Annotated in this window: 19 protein-coding genes; 6 read left to right on the top strand and 13 right to left on the bottom strand. The window is 61.8% G+C overall.

Translation table 11 applies throughout. The features are described 5' to 3' along the window. Positions 1-57 precede the first annotated feature (57 nt). From cstA to entC, 6 genes are all read right to left on the bottom strand, one after another. Positions 58-2,163, bottom strand: a complete 2,106-nt coding sequence (gene cstA / locus SK50_RS08270; protein ID WP_015571172.1) for a pyruvate/proton symporter CstA — start codon at positions 2,161-2,163, stop codon at positions 58-60. Between the two features lie 149 nt (positions 2,164-2,312). Further along, positions 2,313-2,726, bottom strand: a complete 414-nt coding sequence (gene entH, locus SK50_RS08265; RefSeq protein WP_015571173.1) for a proofreading thioesterase EntH — start codon at positions 2,724-2,726, stop codon at positions 2,313-2,315. Then, positions 2,726-3,478 carry a 2,3-dihydro-2,3-dihydroxybenzoate dehydrogenase EntA gene (gene entA, locus SK50_RS08260; RefSeq protein WP_045344545.1) on the bottom strand — a complete coding sequence of 251 codons (753 nt, stop codon included), beginning with the start codon at positions 3,476-3,478 and terminating at the stop codon, positions 2,726-2,728. Before entA ends, entH begins: the two co-directional genes overlap by 1 nt. After that, the gene (locus tag SK50_RS08255; protein ID WP_015571175.1) at positions 3,478-4,332 is read right to left on the bottom strand and encodes an isochorismatase; all 855 of its coding nucleotides are present in this window, start codon (positions 4,330-4,332) and stop codon (positions 3,478-3,480) included. Before SK50_RS08255 ends, entA begins: the two co-directional genes overlap by 1 nt. Before the next feature lie 10 nt (positions 4,333-4,342). Beyond that, complete coding sequence (gene entE, locus SK50_RS08250) at positions 4,343-5,953, bottom strand: (2,3-dihydroxybenzoyl)adenylate synthase EntE (RefSeq protein ID WP_017382511.1); 1,611 nt, start codon at positions 5,951-5,953, stop codon at positions 4,343-4,345. Positions 5,954-5,962: 9 nt separating this feature from the next. Continuing rightward, entirely contained in the window at positions 5,963-7,138 is a 1,176-nt protein-coding gene (entC, locus tag SK50_RS08245) for an isochorismate synthase EntC (RefSeq protein WP_045344546.1), read from the bottom strand. 187 nt (positions 7,139-7,325) lie between these two features. Between entC and fepB the strand changes: the two genes are divergently transcribed. Continuing rightward, positions 7,326-8,285 carry a Fe2+-enterobactin ABC transporter substrate-binding protein gene (gene fepB, locus SK50_RS08240; RefSeq protein WP_045344547.1) on the top strand — a complete coding sequence of 320 codons (960 nt, stop codon included), beginning with the start codon at positions 7,326-7,328 and terminating at the stop codon, positions 8,283-8,285. 77 nt (positions 8,286-8,362) lie between these two features. Here the strand turns inward: fepB and entS are convergent, their stop codons facing one another. After that, entirely contained in the window at positions 8,363-9,589 is a 1,227-nt protein-coding gene (gene entS, locus SK50_RS08235) for an enterobactin transporter EntS (protein ID WP_017382514.1), read from the bottom strand. A gap of 109 nt (positions 9,590-9,698) precedes the next feature. Between entS and fepD the strand changes: the two genes are divergently transcribed. From fepD to fepC, 3 genes are read left to right on the top strand one after another with little or no spacing between them, the layout of a single operon-like run. Next, entirely contained in the window at positions 9,699-10,703 is a 1,005-nt protein-coding gene (fepD, locus tag SK50_RS08230; RefSeq protein WP_017382515.1) for a Fe(3+)-siderophore ABC transporter permease, read from the top strand. Continuing rightward, on the top strand, positions 10,703-11,692 hold the full coding sequence (gene fepG, locus SK50_RS08225; protein ID WP_026080545.1) for an iron-enterobactin ABC transporter permease: 990 nt from the start codon (positions 10,703-10,705) through the stop codon (positions 11,690-11,692). Before fepD ends, fepG begins: the two co-directional genes overlap by 1 nt. Further along, the gene (fepC, locus tag SK50_RS08220) at positions 11,689-12,489 is read left to right on the top strand and encodes an iron-enterobactin ABC transporter ATP-binding protein (protein ID WP_039271377.1); all 801 of its coding nucleotides are present in this window, start codon (positions 11,689-11,691) and stop codon (positions 12,487-12,489) included. The genes fepG and fepC overlap by 4 nt, the downstream gene beginning before the upstream one ends. Before the next feature lie 89 nt (positions 12,490-12,578). Here fepC and entF read toward each other — a convergent pair whose 3' ends face one another. Genes entF through fes form a run of 3 tightly spaced genes read right to left on the bottom strand, consistent with a single transcriptional unit; the run spans position 12,579 to position 17,855 of the window. Next, positions 12,579-16,436 (bottom strand): enterobactin non-ribosomal peptide synthetase EntF, encoded by a 3,858-nt coding sequence (gene entF / locus SK50_RS08215; RefSeq protein WP_045344548.1) that lies wholly within the window; start codon positions 16,434-16,436, stop codon positions 12,579-12,581. Beyond that, positions 16,433-16,645 (bottom strand): MbtH family protein, encoded by a 213-nt coding sequence (locus tag SK50_RS08210; protein WP_015571182.1) that lies wholly within the window; start codon positions 16,643-16,645, stop codon positions 16,433-16,435. Before SK50_RS08210 ends, entF begins: the two co-directional genes overlap by 4 nt. 10 nt (positions 16,646-16,655) lie before the next feature. Further along, positions 16,656-17,855, bottom strand: coding sequence for an enterochelin esterase (fes, locus tag SK50_RS08205; RefSeq protein ID WP_048229299.1), 1,200 nt, complete (start codon positions 17,853-17,855; stop codon positions 16,656-16,658). Positions 17,856-18,001: 146 nt separating this feature from the next. Here fes and SK50_RS08200 point away from each other — a divergent pair, with 146 nt between their 5' ends. Next, the gene (locus SK50_RS08200) at positions 18,002-20,251 is read left to right on the top strand and encodes a TonB-dependent siderophore receptor (RefSeq protein WP_048229298.1); all 2,250 of its coding nucleotides are present in this window, start codon (positions 18,002-18,004) and stop codon (positions 20,249-20,251) included. A gap of 62 nt (positions 20,252-20,313) precedes the next feature. After that, a complete protein-coding gene (entD, locus tag SK50_RS08195) occupies positions 20,314-21,003 on the top strand; it encodes an enterobactin synthase subunit EntD (RefSeq protein WP_045344550.1) in 690 nt (229 codons plus the stop codon). Here entD and SK50_RS08190 read toward each other — a convergent pair. Genes SK50_RS08190 through sitB form a run of 3 tightly spaced genes read right to left on the bottom strand, consistent with a single transcriptional unit; the run spans position 20,939 to position 23,426 of the window. Next, positions 20,939-21,778: a metal ABC transporter permease gene (locus tag SK50_RS08190; RefSeq protein ID WP_039271384.1), complete on the bottom strand. Its 840-nt coding sequence runs from the start codon at positions 21,776-21,778 to the stop codon at positions 20,939-20,941. The genes entD and SK50_RS08190 overlap by 65 nt on opposite strands. Further along, entirely contained in the window at positions 21,772-22,623 is an 852-nt protein-coding gene (gene sitC, locus SK50_RS08185) for an iron/manganese ABC transporter permease subunit SitC (protein ID WP_023296090.1), read from the bottom strand. The genes SK50_RS08190 and sitC overlap by 7 nt, the downstream gene beginning before the upstream one ends. Continuing rightward, positions 22,620-23,426, bottom strand: coding sequence for an iron/manganese ABC transporter ATP-binding protein SitB (gene sitB, locus SK50_RS08180; protein WP_032657506.1), 807 nt, complete (start codon positions 23,424-23,426; stop codon positions 22,620-22,622). The genes sitC and sitB overlap by 4 nt, the downstream gene beginning before the upstream one ends. Between the last annotated feature and the right edge of the window lie 2 nt (positions 23,427-23,428).

Genomic DNA, 23,428 nt, shown 5'->3' with positions numbered 1-23,428 from the left:
TCTGATCTCACAGGAAATGTAGGCCGGGTAAGGCGAAGCCGCCACCCGGCACACGGGTTAATGCGCCCCTTTCGCCTGGGTGACAATCTCGTCCAGGTTCTCAGGCATTGGCTCATACGGCGTCTCTTTCGCCGTCGGTTTGTCGACTTTCAAAGCCGCCAGCGCGGTTTTCAGAGAATACAACGCCAGCACCACAACCACCACCATAAAGAAGATGGTCAGCCCGGCGTCCAGACGGTTGTTAAACACCAGCTGCGACAGTTGAGATTCGGTGTACTGTGCCGGGATCTTACCGCTGTCGATCATCGCCTGGAACTTGTTGGCGATCGCCAGGAAGCCCACCTTATTGTCCGGGCTGAAGGCTTTCTGCCAGCCCGCGGTCAGGGTACAGATCAGCAGCCACGCCGTTGGCACCAGCGCCACCCATGCGTAACGCTGGCGCTTCATCTTGAACAGGACTACGGCACAGAGCATCAGGGCCATGCCCGCCAGCATCTGGTTGGCGATCCCGAACAGCGGCCACAGGGTGTTAATCCCGCCGAGCGGATCGACCACGCCCTGATGCAGGAAGTAGCCCCACGCCAGCACGCACAGCGCCGTCGCCAGCAGGTTAGCCGGGAGTGAATCGGTACGCTTCAGGTTCGGGGAGATCACCCCCAGCAGATCCTGCAACATAAAGCGCGCCGCACGCGTACCGGCATCCACCGCCGTCAGAATAAACAGCGCCTCGAACAGAATGGCGAAGTGATACCAGAACGAGACATCCATCAGCCCGCCCAGCGCGCCGTGCAGAATGTAGGCCATGCCCACCGCCAGCGTTGGTGCCCCGCCTGCACGAGAGATAATCGACTGCTCGCCGACCTCATTAGCGATATGCGTCAACGTTTCAGGGGTAATCGCAAAGCCCCAGCCGCTGACCACCTGCGCGGCAGAGGCAACCACGTCAACGGTGCCGGCCGGGGCCAGTACCGCCATTGGGCTGTTCATCGCAAAGTAAACGCCCGGGTCAATAATACAGGCCGAAACCAGCGCCATAATCGCCACGAAGGATTCCATCAGCATGCCGCCGTAGCCAATCAGGCAGGCCTGATTTTCATTCGCCAGCATCTTCGGCGTGGTCCCGGAGGCAATCAGCGCGTGGAAGCCCGACACCGCCCCACAGGCGATGGTGATAAACAGGAACGGGAACAGGTTGCCGGTCCAGACCGGGCCGGTGCCGTCAATAAATTTGGTCAGCGCAGGCATGGTCAGAGTCGGGCGCATAATCAGAATGCCGATCGCCAGCCCGACGATGGTGCCGATTTTCAGGAAGGTGGAGAGGTAGTCACGCGGGGCCAGCAGCAGCCACACCGGCAGCACCGCCGCCACAAAGCCATAGCCCACCAGCATCCAGGTCAGCTGCACGCCGGTGAAGTCGAAGAACGGCGCCCAGGTCGGGCTTTCCGCTACCCAGCCGCCGGAGATAATGGCAAACACCAGGAACACCAGGCCAATAACTGAAACTTCACCAATGCGCCCCGGACGCAGATAGCGGATATAGATCCCCATAAACAGCGCCAGCGGAATGGTGAAGGCGACGGTATAGGTTCCCCACGGGCTGTGGGTCAAGGCTTTCACCACGATCATCGCCAGCACCGCGAGGATGATCACCATGATCATAAAGGTCGCCACCAGCGCAATCACCCCGGCGGTTGCGCCCATCTCCTCTTTCACCAGCTCACCCAGTGAACGACCGTCGCGGCGGGTGGAGACGAACAGCACCATGAAGTCCTGCACCGCGCCCGCCAGCACCACCCCCGCGAGGATCCAGATCATCCCTGGCAGGTAGCCCATCTGCGCGGCCAGTACCGGCCCCACCAGCGGGCCTGCCCCGGCAATCGCCGCGAAATGGTGACCGAACAGCACTTTTTTATCGGTCGGCACGTAGTCCAGCCCGTCGTTATGACGCACGGCCGGCGTCATGCGCGTACCGTCTACGCCCAGTACCGTCTTCGCGATATAGCGGCCATAAAAACGGTATGCGATCAGATAAATGCAGACGGAGGCGACGACGATCCACAGCGCGTTGATCTGCTCCCCCCGGTTGAGGGCGATATAGCCCAGGGCAAAGGCTCCCACCACGGAGAGCACCGCCCACGTAAGGTATTTCCCTGAGTTGTTCATAGTTGTTGTCCGTTGTTGTGAAACAGTGAGATGTTACATTTTGTTTCTAGAACAACGGATAAAATTTAACAACTTTGAAACGCAATAATGCGTGGTCAAACCAGAGATTTACACCACAGTGTTAAGCCGATCACTTTCAGCTGAATGACTTACCCCAACACCATCGTACTCAACCGACAGGTACAGCACCGCCGCCCCTGCTCGTCGAACACCACGATCTCCCAGCTCTGGCTGGAACGGCCCAGATGCAGCGGCTGACACACGCCGCGTACCTTACCGTGAGAGACCGCGCGGTGGTGCGTGGCATTCAGTTCCGTGCCCACCACGTTCTGCCCGTCACGGGTCATCAGAAAACCGGCCATTGAGCCCAGCGTTTCCGCCAGCGCCGCCGAGGCGCCGCCATGCAGCAGGCCAAACGGCTGGTGGGTGCGGGCATCCACCGGCATCTCCGCTTCCAGCGTATCGTCCCCGAGGCGGGTATAGACGATGCCAAGGTGCCCCACCATCGTATTCAGGCTAGTGGCGTTCAGCTCCTCGAGCGTTAAATGACGTTTCCAGATCATTACGCCCCCAGCGTGGAGCCGCCGTCCACCACGATATCCTGCAAGGTGATATGGCTGGCGGCATCGGATGCCAGGAACAGCACGGTCGCAGCAATCTCCTGTGGACGGGCAATTTTACCGAGCGGAATGCCGAGCTTGAACTGCTCGCCAAAGCCGCGAATGCGCCGCTGTTCCGCATCATCGCTGGTCCACAGGGTGCGCTGCATGTCGGTATCCGTTGAACCCGGCGACACCAGGTTACAGCGTACGCCGCTGCCCGCCAGTTCCAGCCCGACGGTCAGCGCCAGGCTTTTCAGCGCCGCTTTCGACGCGCCGTAGGCGCTCATGCCGATGCGCGGCGTGTGCGCCGCGTCAGAGGCCACCGTCACAATCGCCCCCCCCTGCTGATGACGGAACTGGCCCATCGTCTGCTGGAACAGGTTGAACGCGCCGCCGACGTTGACCGCAAAGGTCTGCTGCCAGTCCTCCTGCGAGAGCTGATCCGTCGCGCCCATACGCAGAATGCCCGCCGCGTTAACCAGCACATCGAGCCGCTCAAGGCTGCTGAGCAAATGCCCGCAGACGTCACTCGCCTGCGCCGCATCCGCCACGTCCAGCGTTTCGGTGGCAAACGGATATTCGCCGTGAGGGAAAGCCAGATCGAACCCGGTCACCTGCGCCCCGGCCTCCACAAATGCCAGCGCGGTCGCATAACCAATGCCCTTACCCGCGCCCGTCACCCAGACCGTTTTACCGGTGAAATCAAAAGCCATCACTTCACCTCGCGGGAGAGCAGCGCCCACCAGGCATCGAGGGTCGGATTTTTTGCCAGCATCACGAAATCAATGTCGCCGTGCACTTTGCGCCAGCGGGCGGCCAGCGCCATCATCCTCACTGAATCCAGACCGTAGTCGATCAGGTTTTCGTCATCCATCGGCTCGTCGGACTCGTCCAGCAGCGGCAGGATCAGCTCACGCAGCGCGGCTTTCGTTGTCGGAACGGACGGCAGCAGCTCGTCGGTCATCACCACGCGGCCCGAACGTCCTGCCACGTATTTCAGCGACATCAGGTGCTCGTCGCGGGTGAAATCCGCCAGCGCGTCGGCGATAAAGAACGGTTTGATGTCGCGCATAAAGGCGTCGGTGGCGGTGGTCATGCAGCCGATGTGGGCGTACACGCCGGTGATCAAAAGCTGGTTGCGCCCGGTCTCTTTAAGCATCTGCTCCAGCGGCGAGCGGTGAAACGCGCTGTAGCGCCACTTCACCAGCACGGTGTCCGCTTCGTCCGGGGTCAGCTCAGCGACGATGCGCTGCTGCTCCGGCGAGCGAGTCAGGCCCGGCCCCCACATATCGTTCAGCAGGGCGCGGTCTTCATCGCTCTGATCTTTCGGCTGCGCGGTGTAGTACACCGGAATATTGTGCTCTTTGCAGTACGCGCGCAGTTTAGCGATGTTCGCCACTACCTGCTGCATCATGTCGCTATTTTCGCCCCAGAAGTTCAGGAAGTACTCCTGCATATCGTGGATCAGCAGCGCGGCGCGCTCCGGTTCAAACGCCCAGTTCACTTTACTGGTCGGCAGTTCGGCGGCGGTTGGCAGCGCGTATGCGGTTAATTTTGGAATGGCCATTCTCTGTTCCTCAGCCCCGGGCGCGTTCAGCAAGCCACAGGCGCAACTGTTTCTTATCAACTTTGCCGACCGGCGTGAGCGGAAGCGCATCCACGCTCTCCACGCGGTCCGGCAGCTTAAATTCGGCGACGCCCTGCTCGCGCAGGAAGCGGCGCACCTCCACCGCGCGCAGGGGCTGTTTCACCACCAGGTACGCGCAGCTTTTTTCGCCCAGCAGGCTGTCCTCCATGCTCACCAGCGCGGCGTGGATCACCGCGTCGTGGCGCAGCAGCAGGTTTTCGATCTCTTCGGCGGCGATCTTCTCGCCACCGCGGTTGATCTGATCTTTCTCGCGCCCCTGCACGGTGATGTAACCCTGCTCATCAATGGCGATCAGATCGCCCGAGCAGTAGAAACCGTTGGCATCAAAGGCGCTGGCGTTGTGTTCCGGGCTATTGAAATAGCCGCGGAAGGTGTAAGGGCCGCGCGTCATCAGACGCCCGACTTCCCCGCGCGGCAGCGGGTTGCCGTCCTCGTCCGCCACCCACACTTCATCGTCCGGGCACATCGGGCGGCCCTGGGTATTGATGATGCGCTCCGGCGCATCGTCGAGGGCGGTGTAGTTCACCAGCCCTTCCGCCATGCCAAACACCTGCTGAAGCTGGCAGCCAATTTCCGCCGGAATACGTGCCGCAAGCGTGGCGGAGAGACGTGCGCCGCCTACCTGGAGCAGTTCGAGGGATTTCAGCTGGGCGTTCCCCGCGCCGTCGGCAATCGCCTGCAACCACAGGCTGACCGCGGGCGGCACCAGTGAGGTGACGTTTATCTGATGCTGCTCAATCAGCGGGAAGCAGAGCGTGGCGCTCGGATCGTTAGCCAGCACCACGCAGCCGCCCGCCGTGAAAACGCCTAACGATCCCGGCGAGCTCATGGCGTAGTTATGCGCCGCGGGAAGCGCGTTCAGATAGCGGGTGTGCGCAGTGATACCGCAGATTTCGTTGCTGCGACGGATGCTGTAGTCGTAGTCGTTGTGCGTACGCGGGATCAGCTTCGGCGTGCCGGTGCTGCCGCCGGAGAGCTGGAAGAACGCCACTTCGTCGGCGGGCGTCGGGTTCGGGATGAAATTGTCCGCCGGGCGTGCAATCGCCGCCTCCAGCGCGTGTTCGCCCTTATCGCCGCGTAGCAGCACAACGCGTACCGAGCGATGCGCATCCACAAAGGTATTGAGAAAATCATCACCCGCGAACAGCGTGTGGTCGCGGTCGGCAATCAGCACGGCGGGTTTGATCTGCTCCGCGTAGGCGTTGAGTTCGCTGCGCTGATGGCTAAAGAGCGCGTTGACCGGTGCGACGCCGATTTGCAGCAGCGCGAAGAAGGTGATGTAGAACTCGGCCACGTTGCCGAGCTGCACCAGCGCTGTCTCACCGCGATGCAGCCCCTGCGCCTGAAGGACAGACGCCAGATTCGTCACCGCCTGATTAAACGCGCGGTAGGTGATGCGGCGATCGCCGTCAATTATCGCGACCGCATCGTTGTCCGCATGGTCCGTCAGGATGTGGGTCAGCGGCAGATCCTGCCAGTAGCCTTTTTCACGGTAGCGGCGGGCAAAATCCTCAGGCCAGCGGGTAAAAGGGATGGTCATGAGTATTCCTTAGTGCAAACCAAACACGTTGAGCATGGTGGAGAGCTTCACCCCCGTCTCGCGCCACTCGCCCACCGGGGAGGAAGCAGGCACAATGCCCGCGCCGGCAAACAGGCGAACGGTATTTTGATGCAGCCGCGCGCAGCGGATAGTTACCACCCACTCGCCGTTACCTTCGCTGTCGCACCAGCCGACGATGCCGCCGAACAGCTCACGATCGAACGGCTCCAGCTCGGCAATCAGCTCTTTTGCCGCCTGATGCGGGAAGCCGCTTAGCGCTGGCGTCGGGTGCAGCAGACAGGCCAGCGTCAGGGCGTTCTCGTTTTCACGCGCGTCACCTTCTACCGGCGTCGCCAGATGCCACAGCGTCGGGGTGGTGATGAGCTGCGGGGAAGCCGGCATGGTCAGATGATGGCTGCGCGGTTCCAGAATGGTTTTCATCGCCTGCGTTACCAGGTCGTGCTCGTGACGGTCTTTTTCGGAGGCCAGCAGCTTAGTGCCCGCTTCGCGATCCAGCACATCGTCCGGCTGACGGCGCGCAGAGCCCGCCAGCGGCAGCGAGCTAAAGTGCGCGCCCTCTTTACGCAGCAGCAGTTCCGGGCTGGCGCCCAGCAGCACGCCGCCGTCTTCCAGCGGTACGTGGAAGTTAAAGCTCGCCGGGTTCTGGGCGATAAGACGCTCCATCAGCGCGCTGCTATCAATCTGTTTGTCGGTGGCGATATCAATCAGGCGCGACAGCACCACCTTATTCACCTGCGGCGTGGCGGTGAGCGACGCGGCGCGGGCGACCATCTCCTCGAAAACCGGCTGCGGCGGGATCTCGGTGCGTTGTTGCACGTTCAGCGTCTGCGCGCCGGAGGCGTAGCGTGCGGACTGCTGACGCGCCGGGCGAGAGAAGGTTTGCCAGCGTTGCGGAATAAACAGCGATGACGGTTTGCGGGTATCGAAGGGGATCGCCCCTACCATCACCGGATGGGCAATGCCGCTGTTTTTCGCACTCTGGAAAGCCTGAGCTAATTTCTGCTGAAAGGGGCCCGCCGGATCGTCACCGCCGACGGCGGGTTCAGAAAAACGGGCAAAACAGCCTGACGTGGTAAAACTGCGATAGGGCGACATAAAGAAAAAGCTGTCTGATTGCAGCGTGGTCGCGGTGTGCTGAAGGTCCTCAGCCAATGACGTATCCATATCATCCTCCTAAAATGATAAAAGCAGTAATAATGATTATCATTTATATTTTCGTCGGCTAACCTAATCCCACATCGCCCTGGTGTCAACCGCAGAGCAAACAACTTGTGCGACTAACGCTTGCATCCCTTCCCCGCAATCATGAAAATGAGAAGCATTAACTTCAACAAAAACAGGATGCCGCTCTGTGAAACTCCCTGCCGTTTGCCGTAATGCCTTTCTTTTAACAGGACTTTTTGTTTTAGGACTAACCTCAGCGACGGCCGCCGACTGGCCGCGTCAGGTCACAGACAGCCGCGGCGTTCATACGCTTGAGAGCAAACCGACGCGCATTGTCTCCACCAGCGTGACCCTAACCGGCTCCCTGCTGGCCATTGACGCCCCGGTTATTGCCAGCGGAGCCACCACGCCAAACAACCGCGTGGCGGATGCACAGGGCTTTTTACGTCAGTGGGGCGATATCGCGAAACAGCGTAAGGTTGCCCGGCTGTACATCGGCGAGCCGAGCGCCGAAGCGGTCGCGGCCCAGATGCCGGACCTGATTTTGATCAGCGCCACCGGCGGGGATTCCGCTCTGGCACTCTACGATCAGCTTTCCGCCATCGCCCCGACGCTTATCATTAACTACGACGACAAAAGCTGGCAGGAACTGCTGACCCAGCTGGGGACGATCACCGGGCAGGAAACACAGGCCGCAGAGCGCATCGCTGCCTTCGATAAACAGCTCGCCCAGATGAAGCAGCAGATGAAGCTGCCGCCGCAGCCGGTGAACGCCATCGTCTACACCGCCGCGGCGCACACGGCGAACCTGTGGACGACAGACTCGGCTCAGGGCAAGCTGCTGCACCAGCTGGGCTTCACGCTGGCGGCGTTACCTGATGGATTGCACACCTCGAAAAGCCAGGGCAAGCGTCACGACATTATTCAACTGGGCGGGGAAAACCTGGCGACGGGGCTGAACGGCGAAGGGCTGTTCGTGTTTGCCGGCGACCAGAAAGACGTGGACGCGATTTACGCCAATCCGCTGCTGGCGCATCTGCCGTCGGTCAAGAACAAGCGCGTCTGGGCGCTGGGAACGGAGACGTTCCGCCTGGATTATTACAGCGCGTTGTTGGTGTTGCAGCGTTTGAATTCAATTTTTAAATAAGTGGCACGTTTCCCGTAGGCCCGGTAAGCACAGCGCCACCGGGCGTTTTGTCGGGTGGCGGCTACGCCTTACCCGACCTACAGGTTCTGCCTGAACCGACGCAACTCCACCAAAACCGCCAATAAAATTACGCCAACCACGGCTAACACAAACCCGCTGCTGCTCGCCGACGCCACCGGGGTCATTATCGCCCCCAGCCCGCCGAGGATCGCTGCGCCAATCGCATCGCCCGTGACGTTCTGCGCCGTCCACAGGCCGTTAATGCGCCCGAGCATCCCTTCCGGCGTCTGGGTCTGGATCAGGGTGTACTGTAAAAGAGAGCTGACCGCGCTCAGCCAGCCAAAAATCACCAGACACATCACCCCCAGCGCCCACACCGGCATCAGGCTGAAGAAACCAATCGCGATAAACGAGGCCAGCGTCGCCACCAGCATGATTAACCCCGGTCTCGCGCTCTGCGCCAGGTTTCCGCTGGTCAGCGCCCCGCACGCGGCGCCGAGCGGAATGGCGGCGTACAGCACGCCAATCTCTGAGGCGCTCATCTGCCACTCGCCCGCCAGCGCCGGGTACAACACGCGCACGGCGCTCGCCATCGTCAGCAGGCCGCCGAGCAGCGCAATGCCGCCAATCAGCGGGTTGCTGAACAGAAAACGAATCGCGGCCATCAGGGACTTCAGCGGATGCTCGCGCGGCTGCGGCGGCGGTGGCAGGAGCGGCAGACGCAGCAGCGTCAGTGTGGTGATAAAGGTTCCCGCCGCGGCAAGGCCGTAGTTCCACGCCACGTTGCCGGTCGCCAGCAGCAGGCCGCCGACCATCGGCGAAATCACCGATCCCAGACGCACGGTGAGCATGGTGATCGCCCCCGCCTGCATCAGGTTCTCGCGCCCGACCAGCGCGGGCGTGGCCGCCAGCAGCGCCGTCACGCCTAACGAGGCAAAAAAGCCGTCCCACAGGCCCAGGGCATAAATCGCCATCAGCGACGGCTCCGGCAGCATTGCGTTCAGACACAGCCCGACAAAGCCCACCCCGCAGGTGCCGCGCGCCAGCAGGATCAGTTTTTTACGCTCGTAGCGGTCCGCCAGCACGCCGCCCACCATCAGGCCGATAAACATCGCCCCGCCGGTTAAGGTGACGGATAACCCCACCAGCCAGCTGGAGTGGGTCATGGTCTGGATCTGTACCGGCACGGCGACCCCGAGCAGGCCGAGGGATAAAATGGAGATAAAGCGGGCGATAAAAACCGCTCGAAACGCCGGGTGCGTTTTCAGCAGGCTGAGGTTGAGCAGCCAGGATTTTTGATTCATGACAAGGCCTTGAGGTATCGGTCTACCATTTCCATGGGCGCACATGCTAACATAGCCAAATAAGATAGATAACGATAATTACTATCATTATCACATCATGGACGTTGCTATGTCGTTTTCCTCTTCCGCGGTGCGCGCCGTAGCCGTGCCCGTTTTATTGCTGCTGTTGATCCTTGCGATTGCACTCAGTTTGCTGGTTGGCGCGAAGCCGCTGCCCGCGTCCGTTATTGTCGATGCGCTCTCCGGTACCTGCCAGAGCGCCGACTGCATTATCGTGCTCGACGCCCGCCTGCCCCGCACCCTTGCCGGCCTGCTGGCCGGTGGCGCACTCGGGCTTGCCGGTGCCCTGATGCAAACCCTCACCCGCAACCCGCTGGCGGACCCTGGCATTCTCGGCGTGAACTCTGGTGCCAGTTTCGCCATTGTGCTCGGCGCGGCGCTGTTTGGTTTCACCTCTCCGTCTGAACAGCTGGTGATGGCCTTCTGCGGCGCGCTGGCCGCCTCGCTGGTGGTGGCCTTTACCGGCAGCCAGGGCGGCGGACAGCTCAGCCCGGTACGTCTGACACTGGCGGGCGTGGCGCTCGCGGCGGTGCTGGAAGGCTTATCGAACGGCATCGCCCTGCTCAACCCGGACGTGTATGACCAGCTGCGCTTCTGGCAGGCCGGTTCGCTGGATATCCGTACCCTTGATACCCTGAAAGTGGTGGCATTCCCGGTGTTTATCTCTGCCGCCGTGGCGCTGTGTTTAAGCCGGGCGCTCAACAGCCTGAGCCTCGGCAGCGACACCGCGACCGCCCTCGGCAACCGCGTGGCGCGCACGCAGCTGACGGGCCTGCTTGTCATCACCGTGCTGTGCGGCAGCGCGACCGCCGTCGTCGGGCCGATTGCCTTTATCGGCCTGATGATGCCGCACATGGCGCGCTGGCTGGTGGGGGCGGATCACCGCTGGTCGCTGCCGGTCACGCTGCTGGCGACCCCTGCCCTGCTGCTGTTTGCCGACGTACTGGGCCGCCTGCTGGTGCCGGGTGAATTGCGCGTCTCGGTGGTCAGCGCCTTTATCGGCGCGCCGGTGCTGATCTTCCTGGTACGACGCAGACGCGGGGGTGGCGCATGATGGCCCCGTCCCGTCGATTACTCACCAGCGTCGCCCTGCTGGTCGTCGCCAGTCTGCTGCTGGCGGTCTGGAGCCTGCAAAGCGGTGCCGTAACGCTTGATTTCGCGCAGGTCTTTCATGCTCTCACCGGCAGCGCGCCGCGTAACATCACCATGGTGGTCACCGAATGGCGACTGCCGCGCGTGGCGATGGCGATCCTGGTTGGCGCAGCGCTTGGCGTCAGCGGCGCAATATTCCAGTCGCTGATGCGTAACCCCCTCGGCAGCCCGGACGTGATGGGCCTGAATACCGGCGCGTGGAGCGGCGTGCTGGTGGCGATGGTGCTGTTCGGGCAGCATCTCACGGCCATTACCTTTACGGCGATGGCGGGCGGCATTCTCACCTCCCTGCTTATCTGGGCCCTGGCCTGGCGCAACGGCATCGACACCTTCCGCCTGATCATCATCGGGATCGGCATCCGCGCGATGCTGATGGCGTTTAACACCTGGCTTCTGCTACAGGCGTCGCTGGAAACCGCACTCTCCGCCGGGCTGTGGTACGCCGGTTCCCTCAACGGTCTGACGTGGGGAAAAACCTGGCCCGCCGCGCCGCTGATTATCCTGATGTTTATTGGCGCGCTGCTGCTGGTCAGGCGCATGCGGCTGCTGGAGATGGGCGACGACAGCGCCTGCGCGCTGGGCGTGAGCGTAGAGCGCTCGCGCCTGATGCTGATGCTGGTGGCGGTCTTGCTGACCGCAGCGTCTACCGCCATCGCCGGGCCGATCTCGTTTATTGCCCTTGTCGCGCCGCATATCGCGCGGCGACTTAGCGGCACCGCGCGCTGGGGATTAACCCAGGCAGCGCTGTGCGGCGCAGTATTACTGCTGGCCGCCGATCTCTGCGCTCAGCGGCTGTTTACGCCTTATCAACTGCCGGTGGGCGTGGTGACCGTCAGCCTCGGCGGGATTTACCTCATCGTCTTGCTCGTTCAGGAGTCACGCAAGAAATGACAGATTCAACACCCCGCTTGCGCGGCGAAAACTTGACCCTCGGCTACGGTAAAAAAATCATTGCCCGGGACTTATCCGTTGCCATTCCGGACGGCCACTTCACCGCCATTATCGGGCCAAACGGCTGCGGCAAATCGACATTGCTGCGCACGCTGAGCCGCCTGATGTCGCCGGTTGAGGGCAGCGTGTTCCTCGACGGGGAGCAGATCCAGCGCTTCGCCAGCAAAGAGGTTGCGCGCCGAATTGGGCTGCTGGCGCAAAACGCCACCACGCCGGGGGATATTACCGTGCAGGAGCTGGTCTCCCGCGGGCGCTATCCGCACCAGCCGCTGTTTACCCGCTGGCGCAAGGAGGACGACGAGGCGGTGAACCGAGCGATGCAGGCGACGGGTATTACCGAGCTCGCCCAGCAGAGCGTGGACACCCTCTCCGGCGGGCAGCGTCAGCGCGCGTGGATCGCGATGGTGCTGGCGCAGGAAACGTCGATTATGCTGCTGGACGAGCCGACGACCTGGCTGGATATCAGCCATCAGATTGACCTGCTGGAGCTGCTGAGAGAGCTGAACCGCACGCAGGGCTACACCCTGGCAGCGGTGCTGCACGATTTAAACCAGGCGTGCCGCTACGCTACGCATTTGATTGCGCTGCGCGACGGCGAGATTGTGGCGCAGGGCGCGCCGAAAGAGATTGTGACGCCGGATCTGATCGCGCGGATCTACGGCATGCGCTGCATGATTATTGAGGATCCGGTGGCGGGTACGCCGTTGGTGGTGCCGTTGGGCAAGCGTGCGGTCTGATGCCCTCACCCCGGCCCTCTCCCACAGGGAGAGGGAGCAAACCATCCCCTCTCCCCGTGGGAGAGGGTTAGGGTGAGGGGCTTTAAACGTTACCCCAAAATTTCCTTCAGTACCGGCCCAATCTTTTCAAACGCCTGCGGTGAAATGATATCCACGTGGGCGCAGTCCTGGCTGTACACCTCCTGCTCACCCACCCACGGTGCCCACGCGGCCTGCGGATCCAGGGTTCGCGTTCGCTCGGCGACAAACAGCGTCGCTTTACCGTCAAACCGCGCGCTGTGCGCCGTGGTGAGCAGCCGCACCGCGTCCGCATAGTTGCCTTCAATGGCGTTAAACAACTCGCTGGAGCCCTGCCCCTGCTGGGCAGCGATAAACGCCTGGCGTTCGCGCTCAATTTCCGCCAGCACCTCCGGATCGAGGCCGTTGGCCTCTTTCTCCGCCCAGTTCTGGGTTTCCGGCGGCCAGGTATCCAGCAGGCCGAGGAACGCTACGTCTTCACCCTGCTCGCGCAGACGCGCCGCAATGCCCTGCGCCAGCGTGCCGCCGAGGGAATAGCCGAACAGATAATACGGCCCCTGCGGCTGTTGCTTACGCAACGTGTTCAGATGATGTTCGATCACCGCATCAAGATCCGCACACTGCTGCATCGGCCCCTCAGGCCGGGGAGACTGAATGCCGACGATTGACCAGCGCGGGCTGAGGTAGCGCGCCAGGACGCTAAACTGCCATGCAAAGCCGGACGCCGGATGGAAGCAGAACAGCGTGGGGCCGTTGCTTTCACGCAGCGGGAGAACGGTTTCATACCCCAGACGCTGCGCCTGCTCGTCGCTCATCTGCGAGTCCAGCAGGGCGCTAAGCTTGCTCACCGTCGAGGCGACCATAATCTGCCCCGGCGTGACCTTGCGGCTGAACGCACGGCTGAGCTGAGCCGCAAGGCGCATCGCCAGCAGCGAGTGGCCGCCGAGGGCAAAGAAATCGGCCTCGATATCGTTCACCGCGCAGCCCAGCAGGGCAGAAAACGCCTGCGCCACGGTGACTTCAGTTTGCGTCTCGGGCGCGCGACCGGAAGTTTTGCTGGTCAGCTCCGGCAGCGGCAGCGCCTTGCGATCCAGCTTGCCGTTGGCGCTTAACGGCAGCGCGCTGATTTGCAGCAGCACCACCGGCACCATATGCGGCGGCAGCTGGGCTTTGAGTGATGCAAGCAGCGCGTCGCGATCCAGCGGTAAGCCGGATTCAGAGACAACGTATCCCACCAGCTGGCGGGCATCGCCGCCCGTAGCAGCCGCCTGGTTGAACACGCAGGCGTGCGCCACCGCCTGGGCCACATCCGGCAGCGCGAGCATCGCCCGGTCGATTTCGCCCAGCTCGATGCGCTGGCCGCGGATTTTCAGCTGATCGTCGCTGCGGCCCAGATATTCCACCGCGCCGTTGTCCAGCCAGCGGGCAACGTCCCCGGTGCGGTACATTCGCTCGCCGGGGGCAAACGGATCGGCGATAAAGCGGCTGGCGGTAAGGTCGGGGCGTCCCAGATACCCCTGCGCCAGCTGGATGCCGGTGAGATAGAGATCCCCCGCCACGCCGAACGGCACCGGGCGCATCATCGCGTCCAGAATGCGCAGCCCCGTATTCCACACCGGGAAGCCAATTGGCACGCTGTTGCCCTCCACCGCCGCCAGCTCGGGGCCAAACGCCGGATACCAGCTGACGTCCACCGCCGCTTCGGTCGGGCCATAGAGGTTGTGCAGCGGCGCATGGGTGAGCTGTTCCCACTCGCGACACAGCGCAGTCGGCAACGCCTCGCCGCTACAGAACACCTGCTTCAGCGTCCTGCAACAGTCGACGTTTTCCGGCGTCAGCGAGGCGACGAACGCCGCCAGCATCGACGGCACGAAGTGGGTGGTGGTCACGCCGTACTGCGCGAAGAAACTCTGCATTGCCTGCGGATCGCGGTGCGCGTCCGGCTCGGCCATCACCAGCTTCGCCCCGGCGATAAACGGCCACCAGAACTCCCACACCGACACGTCAAAGCTGCACGGCGTTTTCTGCGCCACCACGTCATGCGCCGCCAGTGGATAATGATCCTGCATCCACTTCAGGCGGTTAACGATGGCGGTATGGCCGACCATCACCCCTTTTGGACGCCCCGTCGAACCGGAGGTAAATATGATGTACGCGGTCTGCTCCGGCTTCGCCAGTCGCAGAGGTTCAGCATCGGTGGCCGGTAATAGTGTGTTGTAACTAAAGGTGGCGATCGGCAGATCGTTAAAGCGCGGAAGCTGCTCGTCGGTGGTAATGAGCAGCGACGGCTTCGCGTCCTCCAGCATCATCCGCAGACGGTCATCCGGGTAACCGGTATCCAGCGGCAGCCAGGCGGCGCCTGCTTCAACAATCCCGTGCAGCGCCAGGGTCAGGAACACCGAGCGCGGGAGCGCCACCGCCACGCTGTCGCCCGGCTTCACGCCGCGCGCGCGCAGCAGGTTTGCCAGCGCGACCACCTGCTCGCGCAGCTGGCGGTAGTTCAGTTCAGTATGGGCATCCGCCAGTGCGGGGGCGTCCGGCGTTTTGCTCGCCTGCTCCGCCACCAGATCCGCCAGCGTGGTAGACGGCAGCGCCAGCCCGGTATCGTTGATGCGCGCCAGCCGGGCGTATTCCTGCTCTGATACGGTTTCCACGTCGCCACAGCGCAGGTCCGGATTGGCGGCAAACTGCGTCAGCATTGCGTTCAGGCGCGCCGCGTGCCCCTTCAGCGTCGCCTCGTCGTAACGCTGCCCGTTGGCGAGGATCTCAATGCTCAGTCCGCCCTGCTCGTCCGGGAACAGCGCCAGCTCGAGATCGTTCACCGGGCCGGTTGCCAGCGTGTGGGTGATGGCCTCCACGCCGTCGATATTCAGCTGATAATCGAACACCTTGACGTTCAGCACCGGACCAAACAGGGCTTCATCGCCTGCGGCACGTCCGCTGTCGCGCACGATCTGCTCGGCGTCGTAACGCTGATGGCGGCGCATTTTTTTCAGCTGATTAGCCAGTCGCAGCGCCAGCGCGGGCAGGCTCTCCTGCGCGTCGATATTGACCGCCAGCGGCAGCACGTTCAGCACCGGCCCGGTCGCAGTGAGCGCCGCGGAACCCATGCGGCGCATAAAAATAAACCCGGCGGCGTAGTCCAGCCGTCCGGTGAGACGGCCCAGCCACAGCGCCACCAGCGCAAGGGCCAGATCGGTACGCTGCGCCTGGTCTGCCTTCTGTGCAAGCTGGCTGAACGCACGGCCGTCCATCGCAATTTTCAGGCGCAGGATATCGGTGGTGGCGGCGCGTCCCGGCAGCGGCGCGGAAGAGAGCGAGACCGGAGAAGGAAGCTGTTTGCGTTGTTCGGCCCAGAAAGCACCGTCGCGCTGATACGCCTCGCTGTCGCGATAGCGCTGATACTCCTCCACCACCTCGGCGAACGGGGTGAACGGCGAGGCCGGCGTGGATTCACCTTTCTGCCACGCAGCGTAAATGGCGGTGATCTGACGGGTAATAGCAGGGAAGCTGAAGCCATCTACCACCAGATGATGATACCGCTGATACCAGTACCAGTGGCTTTCTCCCACCTGGATCAGCTGGTGAAACGCCAGCGGCTGACCGCTGTCGACGCGCAGGTTCTGGTTGAGATCGGCCTCCATCACCGCCACGGCGGCGTCGTGGGAGTCAACGCGCACGATGGACGGCTCCGGCAGGAGCATGGCCTCATCGATCCACTGCCACACCTCACCGTTATCTTCGGCAAAACGCATCCGCAGGGTGTCGGCCTGCATCATGCCTTCAGCGATGGCTTTTGCCAGCAATGGCGCATCGATAGCGCCTTTCAGCTCGGTGTAGTGCGCGACGCTCCAGGCGTTTGGCAGGGAGGAAAGCTGCTCTGCCATCCAGATCCCCGGCTGGGCGGCGACAAGAGGGAGACGGTTCATGCGCGCTCCCCCGCAAAACATGACGGCTCAAGCGTCTGCCACTGTTCCGCCAGCCACTGCTGGCACGCCTCCTGAGATTGCGGTTCGCAGACCACGCGCCAGCCCGCGGGCAACTCGCACTGCTGCGGCCACAGGCTGTACTGCCCCTGGTCATTTTGCAAAATGGCGAACTGTCCCTGCGGATTATCGAAAGGATTGCTGAATTCCATACAGACTCCGTTATTGAATAAGCGGCTGCCAGAGGGTCATCAGCCCCTGCGTCAGCCCACCGCGCCAGCAAAGCGCATCGTGTCCGCCGTCAACCTGACGCCAGAAAACCGGTTGCTGAGTGTATAGTTCGGCGAGGATCGCCTGGTTTGCGCGCAAAATAAGCGGCTCGTTGCGCCCGGCCTCAAGGACGATGCGCAGCCCGCGAGCGGTTTTGTCACCCGCTTTGAGTTGTTCGATGAGCAGCCCGTCCTGCTGCGCGCCGCGGTGCGGCCACCAGTAGGATCCGGACTGGCTGAGGATGCAGCCAAAACGCTGCGGCCAGTTGAGGCCCGCATAGAGGGAAGAGAGCCCGCCGAAGCTCTGACCCGCCACCACGGTATGGTCGGCGCGGTCGCTGAACGGGGCCATGCTTTTCACCTGCGGGAGAAGTTCGTCCTGCACCGCCAGCCAGAAATCAGGGTTACACGGCAGCTCGCGGCTGCGGTGTGCGGTGTCAATCACGTCGATTAAGACATAGACCGCAGGCGGCAGTTTGCCTTCATGGGTGAGCGACGCCAGCGCAGGCCAGACGGGCATACTTTCGGCCCAGAACTGCCCGTCGAGCAGCACCGCCAGCGGGCGCTCGGGGCTTTCATCCCCGGTGGTAAAAATCCACACGCGGCGACGGTTCTTCAGACGCGCGCTGTGCCACTCAATGCAGACAGGCTTTTTGTAAGGGGTATAGGGATGGTTCCAGCCGGGCTGTACGGGCGCCTCCGGCATCTCCAGCGCCGAGACGGCGTGCCCGCGCCCGCCGCGCCAGCTCTGGGCATTCAGCGGGTCGGACACCGCGTGCGGCAACAGTTTGCGCCAGCCTTCGCGCAGCGCCATGCGGTCCGGCTGATCGCCTTCAAACACTGCGCTGGCAAAATCGTTTTCATTGTCGGAGGGGATAAAACAGTAGCTGCCGCGCCATTCGGGGTTGAACTCGCCCTGCCAATGCCAGACGTCGGTATCCGGGATACGTTCAAGGGACTGCGGACGGGCATTTTGATGGTGATCGGTCACACCGGTGACGTAGAGCCAGACGCGTTTAACCGTCGACGTTTTCTGCGTTCCCGCCGGGTCCCGCCACCAGAATGTCACGCGATAGTTTTCCTGATGACGTTCCCGTTCCGGCCCGTCTTTCGCCTGCCACCACGCTTCACTTCCGGTTGTTAACGCCGTCACCCTTATAACCCCATGTTTAACAGTCTTTTTTGTTTCAGAGCAAATTTTATTGATAATATTATTGATAACTATTTGCATTTGCAATAGCGTAATGCCCGCGCTGTGGGAAGCGCGCTCATTAAATAACCATAAAAGCGGGACGTACAATGAATAAGAAGATTCACTCTCTGGCCTTGCTGGTCAATTTAGGGATTTATGGTGTCGCGCTGCCCGTCATGGCAGACGACAACACCGCCTCCGCGCAGCATGAAGACACCATGGTGATCACCGCCGCCGAGCAGAATTTGCAGGCGCCGGGCGTGTCGACCATCACCGCCGACGAGATCCGCAAAAACCCGCCCGCGCGCGACGTGGCGGAAATCATCCGCACCATGCCGGGCGTTAACCTGACCGGCAACTCCACCAGCGGCCAGCGCGGGAATAACCGTCAGATTGACATTCGCGGCATGGGCCCGGAAAACACCCTGATCCTGATCGACGGCAAGCCGGTCACCAGCCGCAACTCCATCCGTCTGGGCTGGCGCGGCGAGCGTGATACCCGCGGCGATACCGGCTGGGTCCCGCCGGAGATGATCGAGCGCATCGAAGTGATCCGTGGCCCGGCTGCTGCCCGCTACGGTAACGGTGCGGCGGGCGGCGTGGTGAACATCATCACCAAAAAATTTGACGACCAGTGGCACGGCTCCTGGAACACCTACCTGAATGCGCCAGAGCATAAAGACGAAGGTTCCACCAAACGCACTAACTTCAGCCTGAGCGGCCCGCTGGGCGGGGATTTCAGCTTCCGCATGTACGGTAACCTGGATAAAACCCAGGCCGACGCCTGGGACATTAACCAGGGCCATCAGTCTGACCGTACCGGCGCATATGCCGACACGCTGCCGGCAGGCCGTGAAGGGGTCGAGAATAAAGACATCAACGGCGTGGTGCGCTGGGACTTTGCGCCTATGCAGTCCCTGGAGTTTGAGGCGGGATACAGCCGCCAGAACAACCTTTACGCGGGCGATACCCAGAATACCAACAACGACAACAGCTCAAGCGGGCTGGTGAAGAAGAACTACGGTAAAGAGACTAACCGTATCTATCGTCAGAACTTCGCCGTGACCTGGAACGGCGGCTGGGATAACGGCATCACCACCAGCAACTGGGCGCAGTACGAGCACACCCGCAACTCGCGTCTGGGCGAAGGCCTGGCGGGCGGTCTGGAAGGCCTGTTCAACAGCAATAAATTCACCGATACCGACCTGGCCGAAGTGATGCTGCACAGCGAAATCAACCTGCCGATTGATTTCATTGTGAATCAAAACCTGACGCTCGGCACCGAGTGGAACCAGCAGCGCATGAAGGACTCGACCTCCTTCACGCAAACCCAGCAGGGCGGCACCATTCCGGGCATGAGCGAAGACCGTAGCCCGTACACTTCAGCGGAGATCTTCTCCCTGTTTGCCGAAAACAACATGGAGCTGACCGACAGCACCATGCTGACCCCTGCCCTGCGCTTCGACCACTACACCATTGTGGGTAATAACTGGAGCCCGTCCCTGAACCTGTCGCAGGGTCTGGGGGATGACTTCACCCTGAAGATGGGCATCGCGCGCGCCTATAAAGCGCCAAGCCTGTACCAGACCAACCCTAACTACCTGCTGTACAGTAAAGGCCAGGGCTGCTACGCCAGTTCCGACGGCGTGGGCTGCTACATGATGGGTAACGACGATCTGAAAGCGGAAACCAGCATCAACAAAGAGATTGGCCTGGAGTGGAAACGCGACGGCTGGCTGGCGGGCGTGACCTGGTTCCGCAACGACTACCGCAACAAGATTGAAGCGGGCTACGCGCCGATTGGCCAGACGTCCACCGGCAAAGTCACCACCGATATCTACCAGTGGGAAAACGTGCCGAAGGCGGTAGTAGAAGGTCTGGAAGGCTCCCTGAACGTGCCGGTCAGCGATACCATCAACTGGACCAATAACATCACCTACATGCTGCAAAGCAAGAACAAGGAGACCGGCGATCGTCTGTCGATCATCCCGGAGTATACGCTGAACTCTACCCTGAGCTGGCAGGTGCATCAGGACGTATCGCTCCAGTCGACCTTCACCTGGTACGGCAAGCAGCAGCCGAAGAAGTACAACTACAAAGGTCAGCCGGTGACCGGGTCTGAAAAAGACGAAGTCAGCCCGTACAGCATCGTTGGCCTGAGCGCGACCTGGGACGTGACCAAAAACGTCAGCCTGACCGGCGGCGTGGACAACGTCTTCGACAAGCGCCAGTGGCGCGCAGGTAACGCCCAGACCACGGGTAATACCACCACCGGCGCGTATATGTACGGTGCGGGCGCGTATACGTATAATGAACCGGGCCGTACCTGGTATATGAGCGTGAATACGCGTTTTTAAGGCACTGAAGTCAATCCTTCCCTCTCCCCTCCGGGGAGAGGGTCAGGGTGAGGGGAAAAACCATGCACACCACCCACAGCACATTTTCTCTCGCCGGCCACACCCTCCACCGCATCACTTTCGACCCCGCCACCTTTACCGACGCCGATCTCCTCTGGCTCCCCCATCACGCGCAGCTTGCTGACGCCGGACGCAAACGCAAGGCCGACCACCTGGCAGGCCGCATCGCCGCCGCGCACGCCTTACCTGACCACACCATGCCCGCCATTGGCCCCAGCGGGGAACCGCTCTGGCCGCAAGGTATTTCCGGCAGCATCACCCACAGCGGCACGCAGGCGATAGCCGTCGTCACGCAATACCCGGCGCTTATCGGCATCGATTGTGAAACGATCCTCTTCGAAAACGAAGCCAGGGAAATCAAAGACGGCATTATTGATACGCAGGAAGAACCTGTGCTTTCCCGCCAGGGATACCCGTTCGCCCTCGCCCTGACGCTGGTCTTCAGCGCCAAAGAGAGCCTGTTCAAGGCCCTCTTTCCGCAGGTACAGGCCTGGATGGGTTTTGACAGCGCCCGCGTTACCAAGCTCGACGACAAGACGCTCACGCTGGCGTTGACCCGTCAACTGGCAGGCTTTGAAGAAGGCACCGCCTTCCGCCTGCACTGGCAGCAGCACGGCGAACAGGTCATCACCCTGCTGTCACACGCTCCTGGCGACGAGCCTTCACGCTGGTCACCACAAACGTCACGATAAACACCATCGCGAACAGGACCACAATGGTCGGCGCAGGCGCGCTGTCGAGATAAAACGAGGCATAAACACCGCTTACCGACACGAGGGCTGAAACGGCTACCGCGACCAGCAGCGCCATGTGGAAGCGTCGGGTGATCAGCACCGCCACAGCGCCGGGGGCAATCAGCAGCGAAATCGACAGAATAATCCCCACCGCCTTCAGCGTCGCCACGATGGTCAGCGAAACCATGCACAGCAAGCCGTAGTGCAGCCAGCGGGTGCGCAGCCCGCTCGCCTGCGCCTGCTGGTAATCAAAGCAGAACAGCAGAAAATCGCGCCACTTCAGGCCAATCACCAGCGCGATCAGCCCCGCCACGATCCCGCTTTGCAGAATGTCCATCCCGTTAATGCCCAGCATATCGCCGAACAGAATGTGGTCGAGATGCACCTCGGGTTTGACGGCGATATAGAGGATCAGGCCCGCGCCGAACATGCCGGAAAAGACGATCCCCATGACCGTATCCTGTTTGATGCGACTGTTATCCTTCAGATATCCGGTGGCGACCGCGCAGAAAAGACCGGCCACGAACGCGCCCAGCGCCAGCGGCAGGCCCATCATCCAGGCCAGCACGACGCCGGGAAACACCGCGTGGCTCATGGCGTCGCCCATCAGCGCCCAGCCTTTCAGCACCAGAAAAACCGACAGCAGCGCGCAGGGCACGGCCACCAGGAGTGAAATCAGCAGCGCGTTGTTCATAAACGCAAACTGGAAGGGTTCGAGAAGCAGCGTCAACATGGGTGTGCCTCCCGCGCCCGACGGCGGCTGGCAAGCAGTCCGTGCTTCGGCGCAAAGACGAACGCCATCAGGAACAGCAGCGTCTGGGCGACCACGATAATGCCGCCGGTGGCACCGTCCAGGTAATAGCTGGCCCACGCGCCGAGGAAGCTGGTGATGCTGCCAATGGCGACCGCAATCATCAGCAGGCGCGGGAAGCGGTCGGTCAGCAGCCACGCGGTCGCGCCGGGCGTGACCACCAGACAGATCACCAGAAATGCGCCGACGGTTTGCAGCGCCGCCACGGTAGAAACCGCCAGCAGCGTGAAGAAGAGAATTTTCAGGCGTTCAGGACGCAGGCCGATGGCGCGGGCGTGGTTCTCATCAAAAAAGGTCACCATCAGATCTTTCCATTTGAACAGCAGGATAACTATCGACACCACGCCGATAATCGCCAGCTGGACGATATCTTCCGGGGCGATAGCCAGAATATTGCCGAGGACGATGGTCTGAATGTTCACCGAGGTCGGGTTGAGCGAGACCATAAACAGCCCCAGCCCGAAAAAGGAGGAGAAGATCAGCCCGATGATGGCATCCTCCTTCAGGCGGCTGCGCTGGTTGAGAAACAGCATGCTGCCCGCAGCCAGCCCGCCCGACAGGAACGCCCCCAGCGAGAACGGCAGCCCGAGCATGTAGGCTCCCGCCACGCCGGGCACGATGGAGTGCGACAGCGCATCGCCGATCAGCGACCAGCCTTTAAGCATCAGATAGCAGGAGAGAAACGCGCACAGCCCGCCCACCATCGCCGAGACCCACATCGCGTTGAGCATGTACTCGTAGCCGAAGGGTTCGAGAAGCACGTTCATTTGGCCTCCTGACGGTGCGTGACAAAGGGGCGTTCGTCGTCGGTAATAATGCGATCTTCCGAGCCGCTGAGCACCACGTGGCGCAGCACGCCGCTGAAGGCGCGCTCAAGATTCTCGGCGGTAAAGGTGATATCCGTCGGGCCGCTCGCCAGCACGGTGCCTTTGACCATCACCGTGTAATCGCAGAATTCCGTGACCGAGCCCAGGTTATGGGTCGAGACCAGCATCGTTTTACCCTCGTCGCGCAGCTCCCGCAGCAGGCTGATGATCCTGGCTTCGGTTTTGACGTCCACGCCGGTAAACGGCTCGTCGAGCAGAATCACCTCGCCCTGCTGGGCAATCGCCCGCGCCAGAAACACGCGCTTCTTCTGCCCGCCGGACAGCTCGCCAATCTGCCGATGGCGCAGCTCGAGCATATCTACACGCTTCAGGGCGTCGGTGACGATCTGCTTATCGCATTCTTTGGGACGACGCAGAAACCCCATATGCCCGTAGCGGCCCATCATCACCACGTCCTCGACGAGCACCGGAAACGACCAGTCGACCTCTTCCGACTGCGGCACGTAGGCGACCAGGTTCTGACGCAGCGCCCGGTGAGGCGGCAGCCCCAGAATGGAGATAGTGCCGCTCGCCGCCCGCACAAAGCCCATCACCGCCTTGAACAGCGTGGATTTGCCGGAACCGTTCACGCCAACCAGGGCGGCAATCGATCCGCCCGGCACGCTGAACGATGCGTCGCGCAGCGCCGTGTGGCCGTTGCGGTAGGTCACGGTCACGTCGGTTACAACAATCCCCTTCTGCATGG

The organism is Enterobacter sp. BWH64 (assembly GCF_001037645.1).
Taxonomy (GTDB): Bacteria; Pseudomonadota; Gammaproteobacteria; order Enterobacterales; family Enterobacteriaceae; genus Enterobacter; species Enterobacter hormaechei_C.
The sequence above is the reverse complement of the archived record's forward strand: the minus strand, read 5'-3'. Positions and strand labels throughout refer to the sequence as shown.